The organism is Ensifer sp. YR511 (assembly GCF_900103045.1).
Classification (GTDB): domain Bacteria; phylum Pseudomonadota; class Alphaproteobacteria; order Rhizobiales; family Rhizobiaceae; genus Ensifer; species Ensifer adhaerens.
This window is the reverse complement of sequence record NZ_FNGR01000033.1, coordinates 48738-72626: the sequence shown is the minus strand read 5'-3', so window position 1 is coordinate 72626 and position 23889 is coordinate 48738. Positions and strand designations below refer to the sequence as shown.

23 protein-coding genes and 1 pseudogene are annotated in these 23889 nt (G+C 63.2%); 7 read left to right on the top strand and 17 right to left on the bottom strand.

Going from position 1 to position 23889, the window contains the following annotated elements; genetic code table 11:
* On the bottom strand, positions 1 to 222 hold a 222-nt coding region (locus BLU15_RS32355; protein ID WP_143034306.1), incomplete at its 3' end, for a transposase.
* A gap of 240 nt (positions 223 to 462) precedes the next feature.
* On the opposite strand from BLU15_RS32355, the gene BLU15_RS39175 reads away from it, so the two are divergent.
* Positions 463 to 768, top strand: coding sequence for a hypothetical protein (locus BLU15_RS39175; protein WP_143034305.1), 306 nt, complete (start codon positions 463 to 465; stop codon positions 766 to 768).
* 104 nt (positions 769 to 872) lie between these two features.
* Here BLU15_RS39175 and BLU15_RS32345 read toward each other — a convergent pair whose 3' ends face one another.
* Entirely contained in the window at positions 873 to 2426 is a 1554-nt protein-coding gene (locus BLU15_RS32345; protein WP_090300997.1) for a recombinase family protein, read from the bottom strand.
* A 36-nt stretch (positions 2427 to 2462) separates the two neighbouring features.
* Here BLU15_RS32345 and BLU15_RS32340 point away from each other — a divergent pair.
* Positions 2463 to 3365, top strand: a pseudogene (locus tag BLU15_RS32340) (YifB family Mg chelatase-like AAA ATPase); the annotation flags it as partial.
* Positions 3366 to 3432: 67 nt separating this feature from the next.
* Here BLU15_RS32340 and cysK read toward each other — a convergent pair.
* Positions 3433 to 4401, bottom strand: a complete 969-nt coding sequence (cysK, locus tag BLU15_RS32335) for a cysteine synthase A (RefSeq protein WP_034797566.1) — start codon at positions 4399 to 4401, stop codon at positions 3433 to 3435.
* A 137-nt stretch (positions 4402 to 4538) separates the two neighbouring features.
* On the bottom strand, positions 4539 to 5156 hold the full coding sequence (locus BLU15_RS32330) for a LysE family translocator (RefSeq protein ID WP_090300995.1): 618 nt from the start codon (positions 5154 to 5156) through the stop codon (positions 4539 to 4541).
* Between the two features lie 174 nt (positions 5157 to 5330).
* Here BLU15_RS32330 and BLU15_RS32325 point away from each other — a divergent pair, with 174 nt between their 5' ends.
* Positions 5331 to 5963: a LysE family translocator gene (locus BLU15_RS32325; RefSeq protein WP_060519681.1), complete on the top strand. Its 633-nt coding sequence runs from the start codon at positions 5331 to 5333 to the stop codon at positions 5961 to 5963.
* A gap of 39 nt (positions 5964 to 6002) precedes the next feature.
* On the opposite strand, the gene BLU15_RS32320 is transcribed toward BLU15_RS32325, so the two are convergent.
* Positions 6003 to 6308 (bottom strand): NIPSNAP family protein, encoded by a 306-nt coding sequence (locus BLU15_RS32320; RefSeq protein WP_090300993.1) that lies wholly within the window; start codon positions 6306 to 6308, stop codon positions 6003 to 6005.
* Positions 6305 to 7222 (bottom strand): DMT family transporter, encoded by a 918-nt coding sequence (locus tag BLU15_RS32315; protein WP_060519685.1) that lies wholly within the window; start codon positions 7220 to 7222, stop codon positions 6305 to 6307. The genes BLU15_RS32320 and BLU15_RS32315 overlap by 4 nt, the downstream gene beginning before the upstream one ends.
* A 130-nt stretch (positions 7223 to 7352) precedes the next feature.
* Between BLU15_RS32315 and BLU15_RS32310 the strand changes: the two genes are divergently transcribed.
* On the top strand, positions 7353 to 7790 hold the full coding sequence (locus BLU15_RS32310; protein ID WP_060519687.1) for an Lrp/AsnC family transcriptional regulator: 438 nt from the start codon (positions 7353 to 7355) through the stop codon (positions 7788 to 7790).
* A gap of 149 nt (positions 7791 to 7939) precedes the next feature.
* On the opposite strand, the gene dut is transcribed toward BLU15_RS32310, so the two are convergent.
* The gene (dut, locus tag BLU15_RS32305; protein WP_034797555.1) at positions 7940 to 8413 is read right to left on the bottom strand and encodes a dUTP diphosphatase; all 474 of its coding nucleotides are present in this window, start codon (positions 8411 to 8413) and stop codon (positions 7940 to 7942) included.
* A gap of 91 nt (positions 8414 to 8504) precedes the next feature.
* Here dut and BLU15_RS32300 point away from each other — a divergent pair, with 91 nt between their 5' ends.
* Positions 8505 to 10088 carry a peptide chain release factor 3 gene (locus tag BLU15_RS32300; RefSeq protein WP_034797554.1) on the top strand — a complete coding sequence of 528 codons (1584 nt, stop codon included), beginning with the start codon at positions 8505 to 8507 and terminating at the stop codon, positions 10086 to 10088.
* 75 nt (positions 10089 to 10163) lie between these two features.
* On the opposite strand, the gene BLU15_RS32295 is transcribed toward BLU15_RS32300, so the two are convergent.
* The 3 genes from BLU15_RS32295 to BLU15_RS32285 form a co-directional block, all read right to left on the bottom strand.
* Complete coding sequence (locus tag BLU15_RS32295) at positions 10164 to 10862, bottom strand: B3/B4 domain-containing protein (RefSeq protein WP_060580632.1); 699 nt, start codon at positions 10860 to 10862, stop codon at positions 10164 to 10166.
* Positions 10863 to 10895: 33 nt separating this feature from the next.
* Positions 10896 to 11813, bottom strand: a complete 918-nt coding sequence (locus BLU15_RS32290) for a DMT family transporter (RefSeq protein ID WP_060608358.1) — start codon at positions 11811 to 11813, stop codon at positions 10896 to 10898.
* 94 nt (positions 11814 to 11907) lie between these two features.
* Complete coding sequence (locus BLU15_RS32285; RefSeq protein ID WP_090300991.1) at positions 11908 to 12714, bottom strand: AraC family transcriptional regulator; 807 nt, start codon at positions 12712 to 12714, stop codon at positions 11908 to 11910.
* Between the two features lie 200 nt (positions 12715 to 12914).
* Between BLU15_RS32285 and BLU15_RS32280 the strand changes: the two genes are divergently transcribed.
* On the top strand, positions 12915 to 13610 hold the full coding sequence (locus BLU15_RS32280; RefSeq protein ID WP_176960421.1) for a DUF2268 domain-containing putative Zn-dependent protease: 696 nt from the start codon (positions 12915 to 12917) through the stop codon (positions 13608 to 13610).
* An 18-nt stretch (positions 13611 to 13628) separates the two neighbouring features.
* On the opposite strand, the gene BLU15_RS32275 is transcribed toward BLU15_RS32280, so the two are convergent.
* The 7 genes from BLU15_RS32275 to BLU15_RS32245 form a co-directional block, all read right to left on the bottom strand.
* Positions 13629 to 14048 carry a GFA family protein gene (locus BLU15_RS32275; RefSeq protein WP_060580636.1) on the bottom strand — a complete coding sequence of 140 codons (420 nt, stop codon included), beginning with the start codon at positions 14046 to 14048 and terminating at the stop codon, positions 13629 to 13631.
* Positions 14049 to 14214: 166 nt separating this feature from the next.
* Complete coding sequence (gene iolB / locus BLU15_RS32270) at positions 14215 to 15015, bottom strand: 5-deoxy-glucuronate isomerase (protein WP_060580637.1); 801 nt, start codon at positions 15013 to 15015, stop codon at positions 14215 to 14217.
* A 261-nt stretch (positions 15016 to 15276) separates the two neighbouring features.
* Positions 15277 to 16176: a myo-inosose-2 dehydratase gene (gene iolE / locus BLU15_RS32265; RefSeq protein WP_034797543.1), complete on the bottom strand. Its 900-nt coding sequence runs from the start codon at positions 16174 to 16176 to the stop codon at positions 15277 to 15279.
* 98 nt (positions 16177 to 16274) lie between these two features.
* On the bottom strand, positions 16275 to 18128 hold the full coding sequence (iolD, locus tag BLU15_RS32260; protein WP_090300987.1) for a 3D-(3,5/4)-trihydroxycyclohexane-1,2-dione acylhydrolase (decyclizing): 1854 nt from the start codon (positions 18126 to 18128) through the stop codon (positions 16275 to 16277).
* 73 nt (positions 18129 to 18201) lie between these two features.
* Positions 18202 to 20139: a bifunctional 5-dehydro-2-deoxygluconokinase/5-dehydro-2-deoxyphosphogluconate aldolase gene (iolC, locus tag BLU15_RS32255; protein WP_090300985.1), complete on the bottom strand. Its 1938-nt coding sequence runs from the start codon at positions 20137 to 20139 to the stop codon at positions 18202 to 18204.
* 124 nt (positions 20140 to 20263) lie between these two features.
* Complete coding sequence (locus BLU15_RS32250) at positions 20264 to 21118, bottom strand: MurR/RpiR family transcriptional regulator (protein WP_060519708.1); 855 nt, start codon at positions 21116 to 21118, stop codon at positions 20264 to 20266.
* 305 nt (positions 21119 to 21423) lie between these two features.
* A complete protein-coding gene (locus tag BLU15_RS32245; protein WP_090300982.1) occupies positions 21424 to 22551 on the bottom strand; it encodes a Gfo/Idh/MocA family protein in 1128 nt (375 codons plus the stop codon).
* 271 nt (positions 22552 to 22822) lie between these two features.
* Between BLU15_RS32245 and BLU15_RS32240 the strand changes: the two genes are divergently transcribed.
* Positions 22823 to 23629 carry a class II glutamine amidotransferase gene (locus BLU15_RS32240; RefSeq protein WP_034797533.1) on the top strand — a complete coding sequence of 269 codons (807 nt, stop codon included), beginning with the start codon at positions 22823 to 22825 and terminating at the stop codon, positions 23627 to 23629.
* Positions 23630 to 23889 lie beyond the last annotated feature (260 nt).

The following is a 23889-nucleotide window of genomic DNA, read 5'->3' as shown; positions in this document are numbered from 1 at the left end:
GACCTCCTCTTCGGCGGCCGTCGCCGTCAGTGCCCCTTGGGACGCCAGCTTTCGCCATGCGAACAACTGGTTCGGCTGAATGCCGTGCCGCCGGGCAACGATGCTCACCGTCGCGTCCGCCTCGTAGGTCTCTTGAATGATGGCCAGCTTCTCCGCCGTGCTCCAGCGCCGTCGCCGTTCCGGACCCGAAAGGACTTCCATCTTAAAATTGCTGCTAGTCATATTACCAACATTACTCCTACCCACTTAGCTAAGTGGGGGAGCATGTCCGGGCCTTTCGGGGGCTAATTCACGGCTGGACATGGTGAGCGTGGTAGCTGTGTTGAGACTTGCGATCTGGTTCATTGAAGTGCCCTGCTACGCGCCCTCTCATGGGGTGCGCGTTGGATTTGCTTAAGTGGGTGGTAACCTCACGCATTGATCCAACGAAAAGCCCCGCAGATGGCTCCACGGGGCAACGCTATGCAGGAAGTCAAGAAACGACGGTCAGTCGATCACGACATCAGGCCCGCTAACCGAAGCCTTGCGGCCATAGAAATGGACCGTCAGGTAACAACGCCCGAGCCAAAACTCGTGGCTGCCGCCCTCGCTACGGCGGTCAAAGAAGCGGTCAAGGATGCGGCGCTCCTCAACCTCGAAGTGCGCTTCAAACCACCGTGTCTGCTTAAAGAATCTCATTGCCTTGCCCCTGTTTCGATCTGGAATAACGCTGTTAGACTCCCTCCAGAGACTCGCGTCAACGCCATGAAATCAATTATTTTTCAATAACTTACCCACCGGTGAGTGGATTTTCGCGGCAGCGTCGGGCGGGCAAGGGCTCGGCGGTACTCACCGGTGAATCGATCAGGATGAAAATTCTTGTGACCAGCAAATCATTCCAGGGGCATGGCGTACACGATCCCGGTTTGCTCCCCCTCAACGTGCTTCCAGTGAAACCATAATTGCCCGTCGCGATAGTCCACGACTACCTTGGAGAATATCTGCCTCATGACCGCATTGACCTTCCCGTGGTCCCGCTGGTCATTCTGCGCGGCTGATACCAACTCCTTCACCGTGTTCTGCACGCGGTTAGTGAGGCTATCCGCTACCAGCCCTTCCACCTCTTCCAGCGCTTTGGCGATCCCGTCGCGCTCCCGCTCCATTTTCTCAAGGCGGTTAAGCAGTGCTTTGGAATGGCCCGCGCTTGCGATGGCCCCGACCAGCCTTTCTACCTCGTCGTTGATGACATCGCGATGGGTGAGCAACTCTTCCCATTTTGCTTGCAGCCCCTCATGCGGCGACGGCAGGCCACCTAGCAGCTCCTCAACGTGGTAGATCACGGCGTGTTCGACATTCTCCATCCTGACTTGCTTGTAATCGCAGCCGGCCCCTACCTTGGCCCGTGAGCAGACGAGATACGGCTTACCTCCCTTGGGGCCAGAGCCTTTATTGATGCGGGTCATCGAGGCATCACATAATGGGCAGCGAGCAAGGCCAGCGAGGATGTTCGCGACAGGGGCGCGTGCTGACGTAGGTCGTGCGCTGATCATGGAAGAGACGCGCTCGAACGACTCACGATCAACGACGGCAGGGAAGTAGCCCTCGATGGTCGCGGTCGGGGTGCGGACCTTCTTGCCGTTAATCCTCTCGGCGCGGTGGGGGGTGAAGTTTCCAATCACTGCGTGGTCTGCGAGCATCTTGTTGATGTAGGAGCGCTGCCACATCTTCCCTCTGCCAAAGACAGGGACACCCTCTCGATTCAGCTTCTGGGCGATGCTGTGTTGCCCCACTCCATCCAGCGTCTGGGCGAACACGCGGCGGACGATTTCGGCACGCTCGGGGATGACGTCGAAGCTATTCGTGCTGCGGTTCAGCTTGAGCCAGCCAGGGCACAAGGCGGTCAGCGGTTTGCTGCCGTGCTGCGCCTTTTCCCGCTTGGCCGTCCATGCTTCCTTCAAGCGCCTCGCCTTAACCTCGCTTTCTTCGTTCGCTCGCATGAACATCATGACCGCAACCATCAGGTCGATAGGGTTGCGACGAAGGCTTTCGTGCGTGTATTCGCGACCATCATTCAGGGTGACTACGGTAACGCCAGCCTTGGCGATGTCTTTCAGGGTGTCGAGCGCATCGAGAGCGTTCTCTCGGGACACGCGGTCGAGATTTTCGACCAGCAGGTAGGAGCCTCGCTTAATGTCTCCTGACTGGACGAACTGAAGGAACTCCCCGAGCATGCCCTCTGTGCGATTCTTGCCCTGCCAAGCGGAAACGCCCAAGTCATGGAAATCGAACGTTGTGTCTATCTCCAGTCCATGCAAGGCAGCGTATTTCTCTGCTGCCTCAAGCTGGCGACGGAAGCTATCGCCCTTCATCTGTTCAGGGGTAGAGAAGCGAATGTAGCTGTAAGCCTTGGGCTTGATCGTGGTCAGGTCGTTCATGGTCAAGAGCATTAGCAGAAGGCTCCGTGTCGGGTAAGGTCTTTTGCCAATACCATGCTGATGGTCGGCCCGCCCGGCTCGGGCAAGTCGATGCTCGCTGCCCGCCTGCCGTCGATCCTGCCGCCGCTCAACCCGGCCGAGCTCCTCGAAGTGTCGATGATCCATTCGATCGCCGGGCAGCTTCCAGGCGGCAAGCTCTCGGACCGACGGCCGTTCCGCACGCCGCATCATTCCGCGACGATGGCCGCCATGGTCGGTGGCGGCTTGCGCGCCAAGCCTGGCGAAGCCTCGCTTGCGCACAACGGCGTACTGTTCCTCGACGAGTTTCCGGAATTCTCGCCGCAGGTGCTCGACGCGCTGCGCCAGCCGCTTGAAACCGCCGAATGCATCATCGCCCGCGCCAACCACCGCGTCAGCTATCCCGCCGCGATCCAGCTTGTCGCGGCCATGAACCCCTGCCGCTGCGGCATGGCCGGCGAACCCGGCCGCAGCTGCGCCCGTGGACCGCGCTGCATGTCCGACTATCAGGCGCGCATTTCTGGTCCGCTGATGGACCGCATCGATATCCGCATCGACGTGCCGGCCGTCAGCGCCGCCGATCTCCTGAAGCCGGCCGCAGCCGAAAGCAGTGAGGTCGTTGCCCGTCGCGTCGCCCGTGCCCGGGCGCTGCAGATCGATCGTTTCGCCGCCCTCGGACATCCAGAGCTGACAAGCAATGCCCGCGCGTCGACCTCGATGATCGAGAAGATCGCAGCACCCGATGCGGCCGGCCTGCAGCTTCTCCGGGACGCCGCCGAAAAGATGAAATTCTCCGCCCGCGGCTATCACCGGGTGCTGAAGGTGGCGCGCACTCTTGCGGACCTCGATGGTGCGTCGACGGTCGGCCGAATCCATCTCGCCGAGGCGATTTCCTATCGGATCGCCGGGGAACGCTTGCCCGTCGCCGCATAGCGGCGTGCCTGGAAAAAAAAGGGCGCCTCGTGGGCGCCCTTTCCGATCAGAAGTTATCCCAGCCTGATCAGCCGCCCAGGCCATCGAACAGCACCGTCGAGAGGTAGCGTTCGGCAAAGGAAGGGATGATGACGACGATGGTCTTGCCGGCATTTTCCTCGCGCTGGCCGACCTCGATTGCCGCGGTTAGAGCTGCACCGGCGGAGATGCCGACCGGCACGCCTTCGAGCTTGGCGACAAGGCGGGCGGCCTCGATCGCTTCCGCGCTGTTGACCGTGACGATCTCGTCATAGACCGTGGTGTCGAGGATCGCCGGCGCAAAGCCTGCGCCGATGCCCTGGATCTTGTGCGGCCCGGGATTGCCACCGGACAGAACCGGAGATTCCTCCGGCTCGACGGCGATTACCTTGATCGAAGGCTTGCGCGCCTTCAGCACCTGGCCGGCGCCGGTAATCGTGCCGCCGGTGCCGATGCCGGAGACGAAAATGTCGACAGCGCCGTCCGTGTCGTTCCAGATTTCTTCGGCCGTCGTCTTGCGGTGAATTTCCGGGTTGGCCGGGTTTTCGAACTGCTGTGGGATGATGGCGTCCGGCAGTGTCTCGACCAGTTCCTGCGCCTTGGCGATCGCGCCCTTCATGCCCTTGGCGCCCTCGGTCAGCACCAGCTCGGCGCCGAGCAGCGCCAGCATCTTGCGCCGCTCGACCGACATGGTCTCTGGCATCGTCAGGATCAGCTTGTAGCCCTTGGCGGCCGCGACGAAGGCGAGCGCGATGCCGGTATTGCCGGAGGTCGGCTCCACCAGCGTCGTGCGGCCGGGCGTAATCTTGCCCTGCGCTTCCAGGCTCTCGATCATCGCCACACCGATACGGTCCTTGACCGAGGCGATCGGGTTGAAGAATTCGAGCTTGGCGAGCAGGTTCGCCTTGACGCCCTTTTCCTTGGCAAGCTTGTCCAGCCGCACGATGGGCGTGTCGCCGATCGTTTCCGTGATCGAGGAGTAGACGCGGCCGCGGCCGGGCTTGCGTGTGTCGGACATGGGTTTCTCCCTTGGGCGTAAATTGTCGAGCTATGAGAATAGGAACAATGATCGCGCAATTCCAGAACGACAAACACCGCGCAGCGATCCGCCGAAGGAAAAACCACTGGCGAAGTCGTTGTTCGGGAAAAGTTTTTTCAGCTGGCGCGAACGGCGATATAGGCCGCCGTGCCGGCAAGCACGCTGGCCGCAACCCGGTTCAGCGCTTTCAGGGCCTTCGGTTGCTTGAGCAGCAGACGCGCACGCGAGGCGAGCACCATATAGGGTACGAGAACGCTCAAGAGCACCAGAAAGGTGGCTGTCAGGAGCAGGCCGTAGTCGCCGGGTCCGATCGCCCGAATGTCGATCAGCGTCGGCACGAGCGCCACGTAAAACAGCATCGTCTTCGGATTGCCGAGCGTGATCAGCAGGCCGGACAGAAAGGACATGGCCGCACTCGTCGACGGCTTCGCCTTGATGTCCTCCGGCAGCAGCCCTGCGCTCCACAGCTTCCACGCGATGTAGCCGAGGTAGAGGACGCCGGCAAACTTCACCACCAGGAAGGCTGTGGTGAAGGTCTGGGCAATCAGCGCCAGCCCGAGGATGACCGCGGTTAGATAGATCATGTCGCCGAGCGCGATGCCGAGGCCCATGAAGAAGGTCTCGCGGAAACCGGAGCCGAGCGCGCGCGCAACCAGCGCCGTCACGCCGGGGCCTGGAATGGCCGCGGCGATGAAGAGCGCGCCGCTATAGGCGATGAGGGCCGCGAGCGTCATGGAACGTCCTTCCGAAGATGATGCCGATTTCTACCTCAAGCGACTGAAAAAGGAAATCACCGAACTGCGACCGGCGGGCGTCCGCTGAAGAAATTGACCGGGTGACAAGTCTGGCGTTGTCCGCTGGTGCGAAATGCGTAGAGCTTGGCGAAAACGAGCGAAAGGCGCCTCTCCATGCCCGAGTTGAAGGATATGATCGGCTTTGCCCTCCTGGCCCTTGGCATGGTGCTGACGCCAGGCCCGAACATGATCTACTTGATCTCGCGCTCGATCAGCCAGGGGCCGGGCGCCGGCTTGATTTCGCTCGGCGGCGTGGCGCTCGGCTTCGTCGTCTATATGGTCTCGGCGGCATTCGGTATCACAGCGCTGCTTCTGGCCGTGCCCCTCGCCTATGATGCGCTTCGCATCGCCGGTGCAGCCTACCTTCTCTATCTCGCCTGGCAGGCGGTCAGGCCCGGTGGACGCTCGCCCTTTCAGGTCAAGAACCTGCCGAAGGATGGGCCGAAGAAGCTGTTCGTCATGGGCTTCCTGACCAGCCTGCTCAATCCCAAGGTAGCGGTGCTCTATCTCTCGTTGCTGCCGCAGTTCATCCGGCCGGAGCTCGGCAACGTGCTCGGCCAGTCGCTGGTCTTCGGCTCGATCCAGATCGCGACCAGCGTCACCGTCAACGCCATGATCGCGCTCGCCGCCAGCGGCATCGCCGCTTTTCTTGCCGGGCGGCCGTTGTTCATGGTGGTGCAGCGCTGGGCGATGGGGACGGCGCTCTTCGGCTTCGCGCTGAGCATGGCTTCGGAAGCGCGGCGCTAACGCGCGCTTGCCGACGCCGCCCTCAACTCCGGAGCTGGCTTACTCGAAAACCGGCCGCATGAAGCTGCGCTCGTAGCTGAGGATGCAGCGCGTCTTCTCGGCATAGGCGAAGGCGTCCTGGCATTCCGGATCCGCGGCCATTTCCCGGCGGTAGTTTTCATAGTGGGCAAGGGTCGGAAAGCTGAAGAGCGCCAGGGCGATGTTGTTCGCCCCTTCATGCGGCAGGAAGTAGCCGTGATGCGTGCCGCCCAGCCGATTGACGAGCGGGATCCAGAGCTTGGCGTAATGTTCGAACTCGGCCGCCTTGTAAGGGTCGATAATGTATTTCAGGTAGCAGGTGATCATGCAGTTCTCCCTTCGCGTTCCCGCTTCTTGATAGAAGAGGGAAGGCGAAGTTTCCAGCCGAGAGTCATGCCGGCGGCGGCAACGAGGATCGCGACGGAGCCGGCGATCTGGATCGGCTGCAACTGGTGCCCGAAGGCGAGGCGGTCCACCACAATGGCGGCAATCGGATAGATGAAGGAAAGCGCCCCGGTCATGTGCGTCGGCAGCCGCTGGATCGCGCCGTAGAGCATCACATACATCAGCCCGGTGTGGATGACGCCGAGGGTCAGGACGATCGACCATTGCGTTGCACCTGACGGGGCGGGTGCGGCAAGCGCCATCGGTGCCAGCATCACGGTGCCGGTGATCACCTGGATCAGCGCAATCAGATGCGGCGGCGTGCCCTTGAGCAGCTTGGTCGCAATCGCCGCGATCGCGTAGAAGAAGGCAGCGCCGATCGAAAGGGCCACGCCGATCAGATAATCTTCAGGCGCGAAGCCTTGGCCAGGCTTGGCCGAAATGATCGCGAGCATGCCGGCAAACGACACCAGGAGCCAGAAGATCTTGGTGACGGTGATCTTTTCGCCGAGGAACACGGCGCCGAGGCCCAAGAGCATGAAGGGCTGGGTGTTGTAGACCATCGTCGCGATCGAGATCGATGCGTGGGAATAGGCGGCGAAAAGCAGCAGCCAGTTGACCACGATCGCGATGCCGCCGATGACCGAAAGCAGCAGCATCCGTCGGCTGAAGTGGCGACGGTCGAGAAGTCCGAGCGCCCAGGCAATGGCAACGAGCGTTATGGCCCCGAAGACGCAGCGCCAGAACACCACGCTCGTCACCGGCTGCCCCGACATCAGCACGAACCAGCCGATGGTGCCGGATATCAGCATCGCTGCCGTCATCTCGATGCTGCCGCGTTTGAGCTCGGTATTCATGATTTCTGCTCCTATTGATGATCGCAGAATAGCCGGTGCTCATGGCCTTTCCCATAGATTAACGAAGGCAATTGTGCTGGGTTGCCTAATTATCGAAGTTCTGTTTGTTGTTGTGACTTATGGTGTCGTGATGCTGGACGAGATTGACCGACGAATCCTCGACATACTGGCCGCCAATGCCCGGGTGTCGCTGAAGGAGCTCGCGCAGGAGGCTGGGCTCTCCTCGCCGAGCGCTGCGGATAGGCTCCGCAAGCTGGAAGAGCGCGGTGTCCTCGACGGTTTCACCATCGCCCTCAACCCCGCCAAAGTCGGCTACCCGCTGCAGGCGGTCATCCGCGTGCGGCCGATGCCGGGCATGCTGCACATCGTCGAGAGGCTGATCCAGGAAACGCCGGAATTCGTCGAATGCGACAAGGTTACAGGCGACGACTGCTTCATCGCCAAGCTCTACGTGCGTGACATGGCGCAGCTCGACACGATCCTCGACCGGATCGCCGAGAAGGCGCAGACCAACACCTCGATTGTCAAGTCGACACCGGTCAAGCGCCGCCTGCCGCCTTTGATTTAAAGCAATCCCAGGAAGAGTGCGAAGCGGTTTTCCGTCCGGAATTGCGCATGCGAGAGCAATCCCAGGAAAAGTGCATAGCGGTTTTCCGTTCGGGATTACGGCCTAAAAGCCAATTCCGGGAAAAGTGCGAAGCGGTAGCCGTCGCTCGATCAGACGCCGGTCGAGCCGAAGCCGCCGGCGCCGCGTGCCGTCTCGCTTGCGCCGTCGGCCTCGCGAACCGTGACCTGCGTGACCGGTGCGATCACCATCTGGGCGATGCGCATGCCGCGCTCGATGATGAACTCCTCGTCGCCGAGATTGACGAGCAGCACCTTCACTTCACCGCGATAGTCGCTGTCGATCGTACCGGGCGTGTTGAGGCAGGTGATGCCGTGCTTGAAGGCGAGGCCGGAGCGCGGGCGGATCTGCGCCTCGTAGCCGGCGGGCACTTCGAAAATGAAGCCGGTCGGAACGAGGGCGCGCTTGCCGGGGGTGAGCATCAGCGGTCGATCGGCGGGGACGCCCGCGCGCAAATCCATGCCGGCGGCGCCTGCGGTCTCGTAGGCCGGAAGCTCCAGGCCTTCGCCGTGCGGCAGACGAACGAGGTTGAGGGTCGGGCGGGATAGGGAAGTGTGCGTGCTCATGCCCGCATAAGCCGGGCCACGGGCGCCTCGGTCAATTGCATAATCGGGGCCGAGCCTGTAAAGGACGCGGCAACTCACAGGATTTTACGACATGGCTGAAACTCTCGCCGAGGCGGTCTCCCGCCGCCGCACATTTGCGATTATCGCCCACCCGGACGCCGGTAAGACCACGCTCACGGAAAAGTTGCTGCTGTTCGGCGGTGCCATCCAGCTCGCCGGTGAGGTCAAGGCCAAGAAGGACCGCATCCAGACCCGTTCGGACTGGATGAAGATCGAGCGCGAGCGCGGCATCTCGGTCGTCACCTCGGTGATGACCTTCGAGTATGGCGGCAACGTCTTCAACATTCTTGATACGCCCGGTCACGAAGACTTCGCCGATGACACCTATCGCACGCTGACGGCGGTGGATGCGGCCGTCATGGTCATCGACGCCGCCAAGGGTATCGAACCGCGCACGCTAAAGCTCTTCGAAGTCTGCCGCATGCGCGACATCCCGATCATCACCTTCGTCAACAAGATGGACCGCGAGAGCCGCGATCCCTTCGAGATCCTGGATGAGGTCGAGGAGAAGCTGGCGCTCGACTGCGCGCCGGTGACCTGGCCGATCGGCCGCTCGAAGACTTTCTGCGGGTCCTACAACCTCGCCGACAACACCGTGCGCGGTTCGGACACGCAGGAAATCCCGACCAAGGTCAACGGCCCGGAAATGGCCTCCCATCGCCTGCCGGAAAACGAGCGCGACGCCTTTACCGAAGAGCTGATGCTGGCGATCGAGGCCTGCAAGCCCTTCGACAAGAAGGCCTTCCTCGAAGGCCACCTGACCCCGGTCTTTTTCGGCTCGGCGCTGCGCAACTTCGGTGTGCGCGATCTCATCAATGCGCTTGGCGACATCGCCCCGCCGCCGCGCGACCAGGTCGCGGATATCCGCACGGTGCATGCGACCGACGACAAGATGACGGCCTTCGTCTTCAAGATCCAGGCCAACATGGACCCGAACCATCGCGACCGCATCGCCTTTGCCCGCGTCTGCTCCGGCAAGCTCGAGCGCGGCATGAAGGCACGCCTGTCGCGCACCGGCAAGCAGCTTGGCCTCAGCGCCCCGCAGTTCTTCTTCGCCTCGCAGCGCCAGCTCGCCGACACGGCTTACGCCGGCGACGTCGTCGGCATCCCGAACCACGGCACGCTACGTATCGGCGACACGCTGACGGAGGGTGAGCCGCTGGTGTTCCAGGGCGTGCCGAACTTCTCGCCGGAAATCCTGCGCCGCGTGCGGCTCGAGGATGCGATGAAGGCGAAGAAGCTGAAAGAGGCGCTGCAGCAGATGGCGGAAGAAGGCGTCGTGCAGCTCTTCTCGCCGGAAGACGGCTCGCCGGCGATCGTCGGCGTCGTCGGCGCGCTGCAGCTCGACGTGTTGAAGGAGCGCCTCAGCGCCGAATACGGCCTGCCGGTCTCCTTCGAAATGTCGCGCTTTTCCGTTTGCCGCTGGATTTCGTCCGATCAGCCGGCCGAACTCGACAAGTTCGTCACCGCGCGCCGCGGCGACATCGCCCGCGATCTCGACGGCGACCCGGTGTTCCTGGCGCAGGACAGCTTCTCGCTGCGCTACGAAGCCGAGCGCTATCCGGCGATCAAGATGGTCGCGATCAAGGAATATCACGTCGCCAAGGCGGCCTGATTGTCCTGTGTCCGGCCGGTGCCTAGGCATCGGCCGGTCTCGCGGCGCCCAAGCGCCGTTTTCCGAACGAAATCCCTAAACCGAAAAATCGAAACGCGGCGACGAACGATCGAGCATGGCCATGCTCGGGCGAGCGCCCCAGGTCTGTTCGATTGCCTGCGAAAGTGCCGTGAGCAGGCGTTCGGTGTCCTCGCATGCCGTCTTGTGCAGCGCTTCCGCCACGATCAGCGCATGCGTCGTCTGCGGCCGGATGGCCGAAAGACCGCTCTGCCGGTTGGTCCAGCGCCGGGCATGCGCCCGCCCCTCGGCATCGGCGAAGATCACTTCGCCTGGTTCGGGGCTCTCCGTTTCTCCTGAGAACGTCAGATAGCGTTCGCTGCCGGCCGCCCGGCGGACGTGCAGAAAACCGCTGACGTGGGAGAGGTCGAAGACGGCGATCGGAATGGCGAAGGCGAGCGAAGCGGCGTTGCAAAGATCGATCAGCGGATGGATCGAGGGCAGGTCGCCTTCCTTGCGGAAGCGGCGGAGCAAGGCTTCGGCTGCCGAGCGGTATTGTGTCGGCTTCAATCCCATCTTGGCAAAGGTCCGGCGCCACGCCTGGATCTCGGGCAGGTCGCTTTCCGAACCCGCGCCGAGACGATCATTTGCGCTCGCCTGGAACTGGCGAACATGGTCCTCGACCGAGACGCCGCCATTTATGCCATCGATGAAAAGCGCGCCGGCGCTCAGCTCCGGGAAATCGCGCCAGATGTCGTCTGCGTGCTGGAAGTGCATGGAAGTCCTCGAATTGGATGCGTTCATTCTGGTTCAAACCTCCGCGACCGGAAAGGCGCGTGCCGTCCTTCGGCCGGCGAGGATCTGGGGTAGGGTCAGGCCGAGGACGGCGGCGAGCACGCAGCCGATCCCAAGCAATTGAGGGGCGCCGACCGGCTCGTCGAGCAGGAGAAAGGCGAAGGCGACGGCTGAAACGGGCGCCAGCGCCGTGAAGACGGAGGCCTCGGTGCCGCTTACTTTGGCCGATCCCGCATACCAGAGCAGGAAGCCGGCAACGGTCGGGATGAGGGCGTAGTAGAGAACCGCAACGATTGCGCCCCTGTCGATCTCGGCCGTCGCATGCGTCTCGAAGAGCGCAGGGATGATGGCGACCGCGAAGCCGAGGCCGGCCATCAGCGTCGAAAGAGCCAGCGGCGAGATCTCCGTCTTCACGCGCTTGTTGAGAAGGATGAACAGGCCTTCGCATATGACGGCGCCAAAGATGAGGGCGATGCCGAGCGGCGAATGGGTGCCGCCTTCGCCGGGCTTGAAGACGATGGTCAGCACGCCGGCTGCGGCAAGTGCGATCGCCGCAAGCACTTTGCGGTCCGGGCGCTCGCCGAGAAGAAGGATAGCGATGGCGGCGGAAACCACCGGCAGCGTACCGATCACCACGCCGGCATCGGTTGCCGAGGTCAGGCTGAGGCCCGCGATCAAAAGCGTCGTATAGCCGACGCTGCCAGCGCCGGCTTGGGCGATGAGGAGAAGCCAGTCGCGGCCCTTAAGTTTCGGCCATGACGTCCTGGTGAGCCACATCAACAGCAGGAAGAGCGGGAAGGCGACGGCGAAGCGCAGCGCGGTGGCCGTGAACGGTGGCAGGCCCGTCGCGATGATCTTGCTGGCGATCACCGTGCTACCGACGAGGATCATCGCCAGCGACAGATAGAGATAGCCTTGAAATTTTCCCGACATGTCCGTTCTCCGTTGCTTCGCCGCGCTTGTCGCTGTGCAGCCGATGCAGCAATGCTCCGGGGGAGGGCTCGGGTCTTGAACGGAATTGCGGGCGCTACTTTTTGGCCTCGGCATAGATGCCCGGCGAGAGGCCATATTTGCTGACGAAGACGCGGGTCATGTGGCTCTGGTCGGCGAAGCCGGCCGCGAACGCGGCCTCCGCCAGCGGCATGCCCCCACCGATCAGGCGGCGGGCGAGATCGATGCGGCGCTGGACGATATAGGCATGCGGCGTCAGGCCGACCGCACTTGCGAAATTGCGCACCAGTTGAAAGCGGCTGAGCCCGGCTTCGGCGGCGAGATCGGCGAGCGTGATCGCGGCCGTCGGATCGTCGTCGATCATCGTCTTGGCCGCCGCGACTGTTGCCGGCCGTTCACGCTGGTGTCGCCTGCCGGTTGCAAGAACGCCTGCAAGCAGCGGCAGGAGCTGCTCCTCGTGCCGGATGGCGTCGCCCATGGCCGTCGGATCGGTGATGGCCGCAAACAGTGCCCGAAAGTGATCTGCGACCTCCCGGTCGTGGAACGCGGGTGCAGTGAACTCGCCGGAATGCGCGCGGCCCTGGCTGATATCCTCGGCGGCAGTCGCGATGACCGAGGGATCGAAGTAGAGCATGCGCCAGGCGCGGCCGGCATCACCGATCGGCGTTCCGTCATGCACCTCGCCGGGGTTGACGGTGATCATGTCGCCGGCGCCGGCTTCGACAATGCCGCGGCCGCTGAGCGACTTCTGCGCGCCCTCATAGATGAGACCGATGCCAAACTGATCGTGCGTGTGGCGGGCGAAGGACTGGCGCGTTTCGGCCTCGACAGCGTCTATGCCCGCGGCGGCACTGCGCAGCATCCTGATCTTGCCCTTCGCCATCCCGCGCGCCTGCTCCGTTCTCCAGCTTTGTCTTGTACACCGAGGCGCCGCATCCGGCCATCGCAATGACGCCTCATGACGCCTCCTGCTCCGGCTGACATCGGTGGGTCGCAGAAACTTTCATCTTTCCGGCGTTGCAATCACCGGCCGCATCCTTACGTTGCGGTTCCAGGCGGCTGAGACAATAGGAGATGGTCGAAATGCTGGATCTTCGTGTTCACTTTCTCGAAGCGGACGGATCTCTGGCGCCGTGGCACGAACGAATACGGGAGGCCGTGCGGGAAACCGCCGAGCGTGTCGGCGCGGCGGTTTCTGCCTCGGACAGCGCCGCCCCCATCGATGTCCTCGTCGAGTATCGTGCGGGCGAGACGATCCCCGAACTCGGTGTTGCGGGCGCCTGCTACCGCAGGGCGCTGGTCGTCTTCACGGTCGATCCCGGCAACGAGAATTTCGAGGCGAGCCTTAGTGCGGGAGAAGTGCGCAAATTGCTGACGCACGAACTGCATCATTCCTTTCGCCACGCGACCTGCGGCTATGGTTCCAAGCTCGGCGAAGCGCTGGTCAGCGAGGGGCTGGCCGATGCTTTCGATGCCGAGATCAACGGCGGCGACGGCCATGTGTGGAATCATGCGCTCAACGCCGCGGATTGGGAAAGCTTGTTGGAGCGCGCCGAACGAGAGCTTTGGGCCGAGGCCTATGATCACGCAGGCTGGTTCTTTGGCACCGATCGGTCTCTGCCGCGCTGGGCCGGCTACACGATCGGCTATCATCTGGTGAAGACTTATCTTGCTGTCAATCCGCAGGCGCGCCCATCGCAGATGACGGCGACGCCGGCATCGGTCGTGATCGGCGAAGCATGGGCGCCGCTCAAGGATCGTCTGCTCGTCGCCGCATGATGGTTCAGGCCGAGATGGCTAAGCGTGAGGCGCCTCGTCGCGATCGCGGCCCGGCAGCTTCCTGACGTCGCCGATCCAGGGCAACGCCGAGGAACACCAGATCTGCGACCGCGGTCTGAGCTGCCGGCGCTGGTTGATCGTTCCCACCCGGATGCCAACCTCCAGCGCGTCCTCGTCGGTGCCGGTCGTATAGATCGGCGAGCCGCAGTTCGGGCAGAAGAACTGCAGCCGCTGCCGCCCGTTTGCGCCGATCTTCACATAGAGCTTCGGTTCGCCGCCGGTCAGCCGAAAGTTCTCCCGTTCCGTGCCGGCGGTGACGCGGTAGGCCGATCCCGTCAGTTGCTGGCAATCGGTGCAATGGCAGATCCCGACATCGGCCGGGTCGATCTCCGCCTCGTAGGTGACGAAGCCGCAGTGGCATTGCCCGTCGATATGCATGGAGCCCTCCCTGAAAGCGGGAAAGCTAGGGCGGTCCGGGCGAAAGGCTATGCCACTCTCATCCGCCCGAAGCCTCATTGGGCGATCGGGCTCAAGGATCGCAGCGTCTCGCCCCGCCGTTCGGCATGGACGGAGAGCGGTGGAGTGCCACCGTTTGGTTCGCCGCTTACACGCCGGTAAACAGCCACTCGTGTTCGCGGGCGTTGTGGAACTTCCAGATGCGCTTCGGTCCGGCCATGACGTTGAGATAATAGACGTCGTAGCCGTGCACGGCAGCGACCGGATGATAGCCCCTCGGCACCAGCGTCACGTCGCCGTCCTCGACTGCCATGGTCTCGTCGAGCGAGCGATCGTCGGTATAGACGCGTTGCATCGCAAAGCCCTGGGGCGGGTTCAGCCGGTGGTAATAGGTCTCTTCCAGATAGCTCTCGGCCGGCAGGTCGTCCTGGTCGTGCTTGTGCGGGGGGTAGGAGGAAGTATGGCCACCGGGCGTGATCACCTCGACGACGAGCAGCGACTGCGCCGAGCCGTCATCTTCCGGCATGATGTTGGTGACGTAGCGGGTGTTGGTACCCTTGCCGCGGGTCATCTGCGGATGGGTGCCCGGTGCGATCACCTTCGCCTTGAAGCCGTCGCCGCCCGGGGCCGAGCAGATGGCAAGGTCGAGGTCGGAGGTGGCCGTTGCTTGCCAGCGGCTGCCCTTCGGCACGTAGACGGCATAGGGCTGGCCCTCGAAGGGGGTCATGCGCTCGCCGAGCTCGCCGAGGCTTTCGCCGTCGACGGCGACCTTCGCCTTGCCGGACACGAGCACCAGGCAGATTTCCTTGTCGCCGGTCTCGCCCTCGGTCGTCTCGCCCGCTTTCAGCCGTTCCAGCGCGAAGCCGACATAGGTCCAGCCGGCGCTCTCCGGCGTCACGTTTTGCATGAGGCCCGATTTGGCCTTCGGTTTGACGAGTAGCTTGGACATGTCGATCTCCCTGATACTTTTTATGGAGCCGCGCCGAATGGTTGGCCTGCCCCTCACCCTAGCCCTCTCCCCGCTTACGGGGAGAGGGGATTTTCGGAGTTTGCGTCGCGCTCCCCACCTCTACGTCGCGAGGGACCGGAGGGCGCGGCCTATCCCTTCACCCCGCCGGCGGGGAGAAGGTGGCGGCAGCCGGATGAGGGCCTCCCTCACCGCGCGGATGAGGGGCACGCCCCGTGAAGTCCGGCGACCGAAAGTGACGGCTTACTTGTCGAGCCCGGCTTCCTTGGCGAAGGCCTTCAGCGATTTCAACCCAAGTGACTGGTATTCGAAAGGGTTGCGCACGGCCGAATCCTGTTCCGCCTCGATCACCAGCCAGCCGGAATAATCGTGCTCGGCGGCGATCTTCAGTACGGGCAGGAAGTCGACGCCGCCTTCGCTGTCGCCGGGAACCGTGAAGACGCCACGGCGCACGCCTTCGAGGAAGGAGAGGCCTTCGCCCTCGACGACCTTGCGGACAGCGGGACGCACGTTCTTGCAATGGATGTGGCGCACGCGGTGCATGTATTTCTTCGCGACCTCGGCCGGATCGGAACCGCCGAACCAGGCGTGCCCGGTGTCGAGCAGCAACTTGGTCGCCGGGCCGGTGTTCTGCATCAGGAGATCGATTTCCTCGCCGGTCTGGACGATCGTGCCCATGTGGTGATGGTAGACGAGGTCGATGCCCTGGTCGGCACAATATTGCGCGATCGCTTCGAGGTCGGCGCCGAACTTCTTCCACTGGTCGGCCGGCAGCACCGGCTTGTCGTTGGCGACCGACTTTCCGTCGTCGCCATGGATGGCGTTCGAGGTTTCGCAGACGATTGCCACCTTGCAGCCATTGTGCTTCAGGAGGTCGAGATGCGGCTGGATCGCCTTCTTCTCGGCCTCGACGTCATGGGTGAGCAGGTTGGTCGAGTGCCAGCCGGAGACGAATACGAGATCGTAGGAGCCGAGCTTCTGCTTCAGTGCTTCCGGATCGGACGGCATCTTGTGGCCCTTCTCGATGCCGTCGAAGCCGATCTTCTGGCAATCGGACAGGCAGTCCTCGAGCGTCAAATGCGCGCCGATCGAATGATCGTCGTCGTTGCTCCAGGCGATCGGGTTAGTTCCGTAGCGGATCATGTCTTTCACTTTCTGATGCCATCCGCGGAAGGCGGATGTTTTGTGAGCATAAACGGGAAAAGCGCCCGCGCGAAAACGCGGGCGCCGAAAGGGCAATCTTAGCCGAAGCGCTGTGCGGCGAGCGCCTTCTCATAACCCTCGCGCGCCGCGTTGACCTGGGCGCGGCCCGAGACCTCGGGCACTGCGACATCCCACCAGTGGCCGCCGGCCTCGGTCGTGATTAGCGGATCGGTGTCGATGACGATCACGGTCGTGCGCGTCTCGCTCGCGGTCTCCTTGAGCGCTGCTTCGAGCTCGGAGATCGAGCCGACCTTGCGGGTGACGGCGCCCATCGCGCCGGCATGCGCCGCGAAGTCGATCTGCGGCAGTTCGACGTGATGGGTGTCCTTCAAGAGATTGTTGAAGTTGGCGCCACCGGTACCCATCTGCAGCCGGTTGATGCAGCCGTAGCCGGCATTGTCGAGCAGCACGATCGTGAACTTGGCGCCAAGCATGATCGAAGAGGCGATCTCCGAATTCAGCATCATGTAGCTGCCGTCACCGACCATGACGATCACGTCGCTCTCGGGCTTGGCGAGCTTGACGCCGAGACCGCCGGCAACTTCGTAACCCATGGTCGAGAAGCCGTATTCCATGTGGTAGCCGCCGGGCTCTTCCGCCTGCCAGAGCTTGTGCAACTCACCGGGTAGACCGCCGGCGGCGCAGACGAGCGTCGTGTTCTTACCGCCGCGGGCGCGCTGCACGGCGCCGATCACCTGCGCGTCGGAGGGGAGGGCGGCATTGGTCGTGGCCGTCGCCTTGTCGGCCGCCGCCAGCCATTCCGCCTTGCCGGCCTTGGCCTTCGCGGTCCAGCTCGGATCGGCCTTGTGGCCGCCAAGACCGCCGGAGATGCGGTTGAGACCGGCGCGGGCGTCTGTGATCAGCGGCAGGCCGTTGTGTTTGCCGGCGTCGAAAGGCTGAACGTTGAGGCCGATGATCTTCAGGCCCTCGTTCTTGAAGAGCGCCCAGGAGCCGGTTGTGAAGTCCTGCAGGCGCGAGCCGACGGCGAGAACCACGTCGGCATCCTCGGCAAGCGCGTTGGAGGCGGTGGTGCCGGTCACACCGACCGAGCCCATGTTGAGCGAATGCGAATGCGGCAGCGCCGACTTGCCGGCCTGCGTCTCGACCACGGGGATGCCGTGGCGTTCGGCGAAATCGCCGAGCTCCTTGCTCGCTTCGGAATAGAGCACGCCGCCGCCGGCGATGATGATCGGCTTCTTTGCTTCCTTCAGCGCCGCGATCGCCGTCGCCAGTTCGTCGAGATCCGGCTCGACGCGGCGCGGCACCCAGACCTTCTCGTCGAAGAAGTTTTCGGGGTAGTCGTAGGCTTCCGCCTGGACATCCTGGCAGAGCGACAGCGTTACCGGGCCGCAATCGGCCGGATCCGTCAGGACCTGCATGGCGCGGCGCAGCGCCGGGATGATCTGTTCGGGCCGGCTGATGCGGTCGAAGTAGCGCGAGACCGGGCGGAAGCAGTCGTTCGCCGAGATCGTGCCGTCGCCGAAGCTTTCCACCTGCTGCAGCACCGGATCGGGGCGGCGGTTGGCGAACACATCGCCGGGCAGGAAGAGGACCGGCAGGCGGTTGACATGGGCGAGTGCTGCCGAGGTCACCATGTTGAGCGCGCCGGGGCCGATCGAGGTGGTGCAGGCCATGAAGCGGCGGCGGAAGCTCGCCTTGGCAAAGGCGATCGCCGCATTCGCCATGCCCTGTTCGTTCTGGGCGCGATAGGTCGGTAGAGTGTCCTTGATCGCGTGCAGCGCTTCGCCGACGCCGGCGACGTTGCCATGGCCGAAGATGGCGAAGACGCCGCCGAAGATCGGCACCTTCTTGCCTTCGATGACGGTCATCTGGCGGGTCAGGAACCGCGCCACGGCCTGGGCCACGGTCAGGCGCACGGTCTTCTGGCTCATAATCTGTTTCCTCCTCGTGGCGGAATCGTCCCGTTCCGCCCTGTCCGGCATTATCGACTGATATCTGTCGATCCTATGCCGCCTTAGTTTCACCCAGTTGCAGCCAGAGATCGACCAGGGCCTTGAATTTTCCGGCCATGTCGGCGATCGCCTGGTCGTCGCTCATCGTGCCGCCGAGCCAGGCCCGGCCGGCATCGGCGAAAATCGTTCGGCCGACGGCAAAGCCCCGGACCGTCTTCGAAGTGCGGGCGGCTGCAAAGCCGTCCTTGAGCTGCTCATAGGGCGCTTCGAGGCCCAAGAGCACCACGCCGCGGCAGAGCGGGTCGCGTGCCTCGATGACGGCATCGATCGCTGCCCAGGCGCCGCGGCTCGCCTGCGGCTCGAGCTTCCACCAGTCCGGCTTGAGCCCGGCATCGTAGAGTTCGGTCAGTGCCCGCGGAATGGTCTGGTCGTCGAGCTTGCCGTGCTTGCCGGCAATGATCTCGATCAGGATCTCACGGCCAACCTTGCGCGCCGCTTCGAAGGCGGAGCGGAGCTTTGCCACCTGCTGGGCTTTCAACTCCGCCGGATCGTCCGGGTGGTAGAAGGAGAGCACCTTGATGCAGTGGTCGACCGGCCAGTCGATCAGGCGACTGCCGAGATCCTGGCTGAATTCGAATTGCAGCGGCCGCGAGCCCGGAAGCTCGATCGGTTTGCCGATCCAGAAATCGCGATGGGCGCCGGCGGCGTAAAGCGCGTCGCGGCCGTACTTGTCGTCGATCAGCATGCCGAAGCCGGAGCGGCCGGCCGCGACCTGTGCGGCGGCCTTCACCGCCAGCACCTTGAAGGCGGGAATGCGGTCAAGCAGAGCCTGGTCGCCGGCGGCCATGTCTTCGAGCTGGCTGCGATGATCGATCGCCAGCGCCATCAGAAGCGGGATATCGCGTCGGCGTGTGGTTGCCCAATGAACGTGGTTGATCGCCTCGTCCTTGCGCAGGGCCCGTTCTTTGCTGCCCTTTTCCAGGAAGAACTGCAGTTCCGTCCAGGTCGGGATTTCAGGCGCGCAGAGCAGGCGCGAGACGGCGAAGGCGCCGCAGGCATTGGCCCAGGTGGCAGACGTCGCGTGCGGCTCGTTTTTGAGCCAGCCGCGCAGGAAGCCGGACATGAAGGCGTCGCCGGCGCCGAGCACGTTATAGACCTCGATCGGGAAGCCCTTGCCGACGATGCCGTCTTCGAGGTCGTCGGTGATCGGACCGTCATAGACGATGCAGCCCATCGGTCCGCGCTTGAGCACAATCGTCGCCTTGGAGAGCGAGCGGATCGTCTTCAGCGCCTGGAGCAGGTCACTTTCGCCCGAGGCGATCAGCACTTCCTCTTCCGTGCCGACGATCAGGTCGCAATCGGCAAGAACCGTTTTCAGATGCGCCGAAACGCGATCCGACGCGATATAGCGGCTCTCGCCGGCGTCATGGCCGGCAAGGCCCCAGAGGTTCGGGCGGTAGTCGATGTCGAAGACGACCTTCGCGCCGTTTTCCTTGGCGATGCGGATCGCCTTGCGCTGGGCGGCGTCCGTGTTCGGCTTGGAGAAATGCGTTCCCGAGACGAGCACGGCGCGGGCGGAACGGATGAACTCCTCGGAAACGTCATCTTCGCAAAGCGCGTTGTCGGCGCAGTTGTCGCGATAGAAGAGCAGCGGGAAGGTCTTGTCGTTTTCGACGGCGAGGATCGCGAGCGCCGTCAGCCGCTCCGGATCCGTGACGATGCCGCGCGTTTCGACGCCTTCGCGGATGAGCTGCTCGCGGATGAAGCGGCCCATCTGTTCGTCGCCGACGCGGGTGAGAAGCGCTGACTTCAGGCCCAGGCGGGCGGTGCCGACAGAGATGTTGCAGGGGCAGCCGCCCACTGACTTCGCAAAGCTCGAAACATCTTCAAGCCGCGTGCCGATCTGCTGGCCATAGAGATCGACCGAGGCCCGGCCGATGGTGATCAGGTCGAGCGGCTTTGCTCCCTGTGCCGAAACGTTCTGGCTCACTGCTTCCTCCCCGCGGACACCTTGGCGGGCCCGACCATTTCCGTACTGTGGGTGATGGCCGTATGAAACATAAATTCCGACGTTTCGTCAATATGGAATTTTCATTCTATCTGTTCCGTTTTGCCTAGCCGCCCTCGGCGAGGCGCTGGCGCTTCTCGGCGATGGCGACCGTCAGCGCCATGGCAAACGCCATGCTGGCGGAAAGAGAACGGAAGCCGGCATGGTCGGCCTCGACCAGTTCGAACCAGACCTTCGAGGATTCTGCCAAGGGCGAGAAGGCCGAGTCCGTCAGCGACACGACGGGCACCTTGCGTTCGGCGAGAAGCCGCGCCTGGGCCGCACTTTCGGAGGCGTAGGGCGAGAAGCTGACGGCAAAGGCGGCATCGTTTTTCGTTGCCATCGCCAGCATGTCCTCGTCGATGCCGGCGGCCGTGCCGACGAGCTGGTATTTCACCTTCAGCTTGCCGAAGGCATAGGCCATGTAGCTGGAGATCGGATAGGAGCGGCGCTTGGCGATCAGGTAGACGGTGTCGGCCTTGGCGAGGATATCGACGGCGCGTTCGAAGGCTTCAGGATCCACCGAGGAGGCGATGTTGTCGAGCGAGCGGTGGGCGGCAGCGACGAAGCCGTTGAAGATCGAACCGCTTTCGAGCTTGCTGTGGTCGTTGGCGCTGAGCGCCTTCAGCCGGTCCTCATAGCCGGGCGTGCGCTCACGCAGCCGGGCGCGAAAGATCTGCTGCAGGCTGGAAAAGCCCTCGAAGCCGAAATGCTGGGCGAAGCGCACCAGCGTCGACGGCTGCACTTCGGCGGAAGTCGCGATGCTCGCTGCCGTGCCGAAGGCGATTTCGTCGGGATTGTCGAGCGAATAGGCGGCAACCTGGCGCAGCCGTTTCGGCAGCTCCGCCTTGCGTTCCAGAATGGCGGCTTTCAGCGCCTCGAAATCCTGCGGCACCTCTGTCGTCGTTTCCGGCATGGCCATGTCTCGCTCGTCTCCCTCGATGTCAGTCTGGCTTTCGGCCTCACCCTAATCGATTAGTCGGGAACGGGATAGAACAGGCATTCTATTTTTCTCGGAGCATGTCCAGGAAAAGTGCGAAGCGGATTTCCGTCCGGAATGCGCACCAAAACAGAGAGCATGTCCAGGAAAAGTGCGAAGCTGTTTTGCGTCCGGAAATGCGCAGCAAGACGGGCGGCATTTCCAGGAAAAGTGCGTAGCGGTTTAGCGTCCCGACGTGCGAGCAAAAATAGATGGTTTTCCTACGACACGCCGGCCGTCGAAGCCGCCTAGATCCGCACCCATTCGTTTGTCTTGGCCGATTGATAGGTCGCCGAAAGCACCTTCTGCACCTCGTAGCCTTCGCGGAAATCGGTCGAGGGAGACTTGCCGCCGGCGATGGCGTCGAGGAACTCCTTCACCTCGATGGCCTTCAGGTCGTTGAAGCCGATCTGGTGGCCCGGCGCTACGCAGAACGCGCCATAGGGCGGATGTTCCGGTCCGGCCCAGATGGTGCGGAAGCCGCGGGTGCGGATATCATCGCCCGTCTTGTAGAGGCGGATTTCGTTCAGCCGCTCCTGGGTGAAGACGATGCTGCCCTTCGAACCGTAGATCTCGAAATCGTGCTGCATCTTGCGACCGGTCGCGATCCAGCTTGCCTCGAAGCTGCCGGTGGCGCCGTTTTCGAAGCGCACGAAGGCGCGGGTGATGTCGTCGACCTCGACGGCGCGGGTTTCGCTGGAGCCAGCGGAAACCGGGCGTTCCGGGATCTGGATGATGGTTTCGGCAAGCACCTGTTTGATCGGGCCGACGAGGTGGCGCATGGAGGCGATAATGTGGCTGCCGATGTCGGCAAGCGCACCGCCGCCGCTGGCCGGGTTCAGGCGCCAGCCCCACGGAACCTGCGCGTCGGCCATGAAGTCTTCCGCATGGATGCCGCGCATCGAGCGGATCTCGCCGATCTCGCCGCTTTCGATGATGTCCTTGGCAAGGAAGATCAGTGGGTTCTTCAGATAGTTGAAGCCGACCTGGGTCACGACGCCCGCCTTCTCGGCCGCCTCAACCATCTCGCGGCATTCCGCAACGGTCGGCGCCAGCGGCTTTTCACAATAGACGTGCTTGCCATGGGCGATCGCCGCAAGCGCCATCTCCTTGTGCAAAAGGTTCGGCGTGGTGATGTCGATGATGTCGATATCCGGATCGGTCAAGAGCTCGCGCCAGTCGGCGGTCGCCTTGCGGAAGCCCAGTTGACCGCGGGCGCGTTCGGCACTCTCGACGGTCACGTCGGCGACCGAAACCAGATCGAGCTCGAAGGGCAGGTCGAAGACCCGCGCGGCAATGGTGAAGCCGAGCGCATGGGCCTTGCCCATGAAGCCCGTGCCGATCAGGCCGATGCCGAGTTTGCGCTTTCTGCCCATGCTGAATTCCTCCCTGGCGGCGCTGTCGTGTTGGTCTGAAATGAAATGAATTTTGCAAGTTTTGTCAATATGGAATGTTTGTTCGAAATACTACGGCGATACCGACGTTGTGCCGTTTGAAACAGCCAAAACTGTGCGTTCCGGTTAGCTTCACCTTGACGAAGGGGGAATGTGTTAACGCATTTTTACCATGTTCCGTTGGAACATCGCGTTTCGTCATGGTTAACGAATCGCTCCGCAGTGAACGGAGCGGAGCTGGAGTGAAATCAGCATGTGCCGCTGGGCAGCCTATCGCGGGGAGCCGCTGTATCTCGAGGAACTGGTGACCTCTCCGGCGCACTCGCTGATCGAACAGTCCCATTGCGCGACACGGGCCAAGACCGCCACCAACGGCGACGGCTTCGGCATCGCCTGGTACGGCGACCATCCCGAGCCGGGGCGCTACCGCGATATCCTGCCGGCCTGGTCCGACTGCAACTTGAAGAGCATCGCACGGCAGATCCGCTCGCCGCTCTTCCTCGCCCATGTGCGCGCCGCGACCGGCGGCGGAACCAGGCGCGACAACTGTCATCCCTTCGTCTTCGGCCGCTGGTCCTTCATGCACAACGGCCAGATCGGCGACTTCGAGCATCTGCGCCGTCCGATGGAGAGCATGCTCGACAATGACCTCTATTCGGCGCGCACCGGCACGACGGATTCGGAGCTCCTGTTTCTTCTCGCCATGCAGTTCGGGCTCGACCGCGATCCGCTCGGCGCGATCGCCGAGGCGCTCGCCTTTATCGAACAGCTTGCCGAGCATCTGGAGCGCCAGGTGCTGGTGCGCTTCACCGCAGCTTTCTCCGACGGCCAGGATCTCTACGCTGTGCGCTACGCCTCCGACTGGAAGGCGCCGACGCTCTATGCCGCACCGATGGGCCCGAGCGGTGGCTATTGCCTTGTCTCCGAACCGCTCAACGACGACGACAGTGCCTGGGTCGAAATCCCCGACGGCACCGCGGTCATCGTCGGCGAAAACGGAGTCGATGTTCGGCTGTTTTCGACCAAGGGCACGCCGGTCAGATCTCGCCAGATGGCCTGAGCCGGCGGCGCTTTCGACTTCGACGAGGACGCCGCGCCCCTCATCCGGCTGCCGCCACCTCCTCCCCGCAGGCAGGGAGAAGGGACGCGTGGCGCTCGCTCGTCCACGACTGGCTCTTCGAGAAAGCGACCGATTATCATCGTTCTCGAGGTTAGACGGGAGAGGCTAAGCCCGCAGCCAACGGGACGCGATATCGCGTGTGCCGCGTCCCCTCGCCCCGCTTGCGGGGAGAGGGCTCGGGTGAGGGGCATTTGCCATGA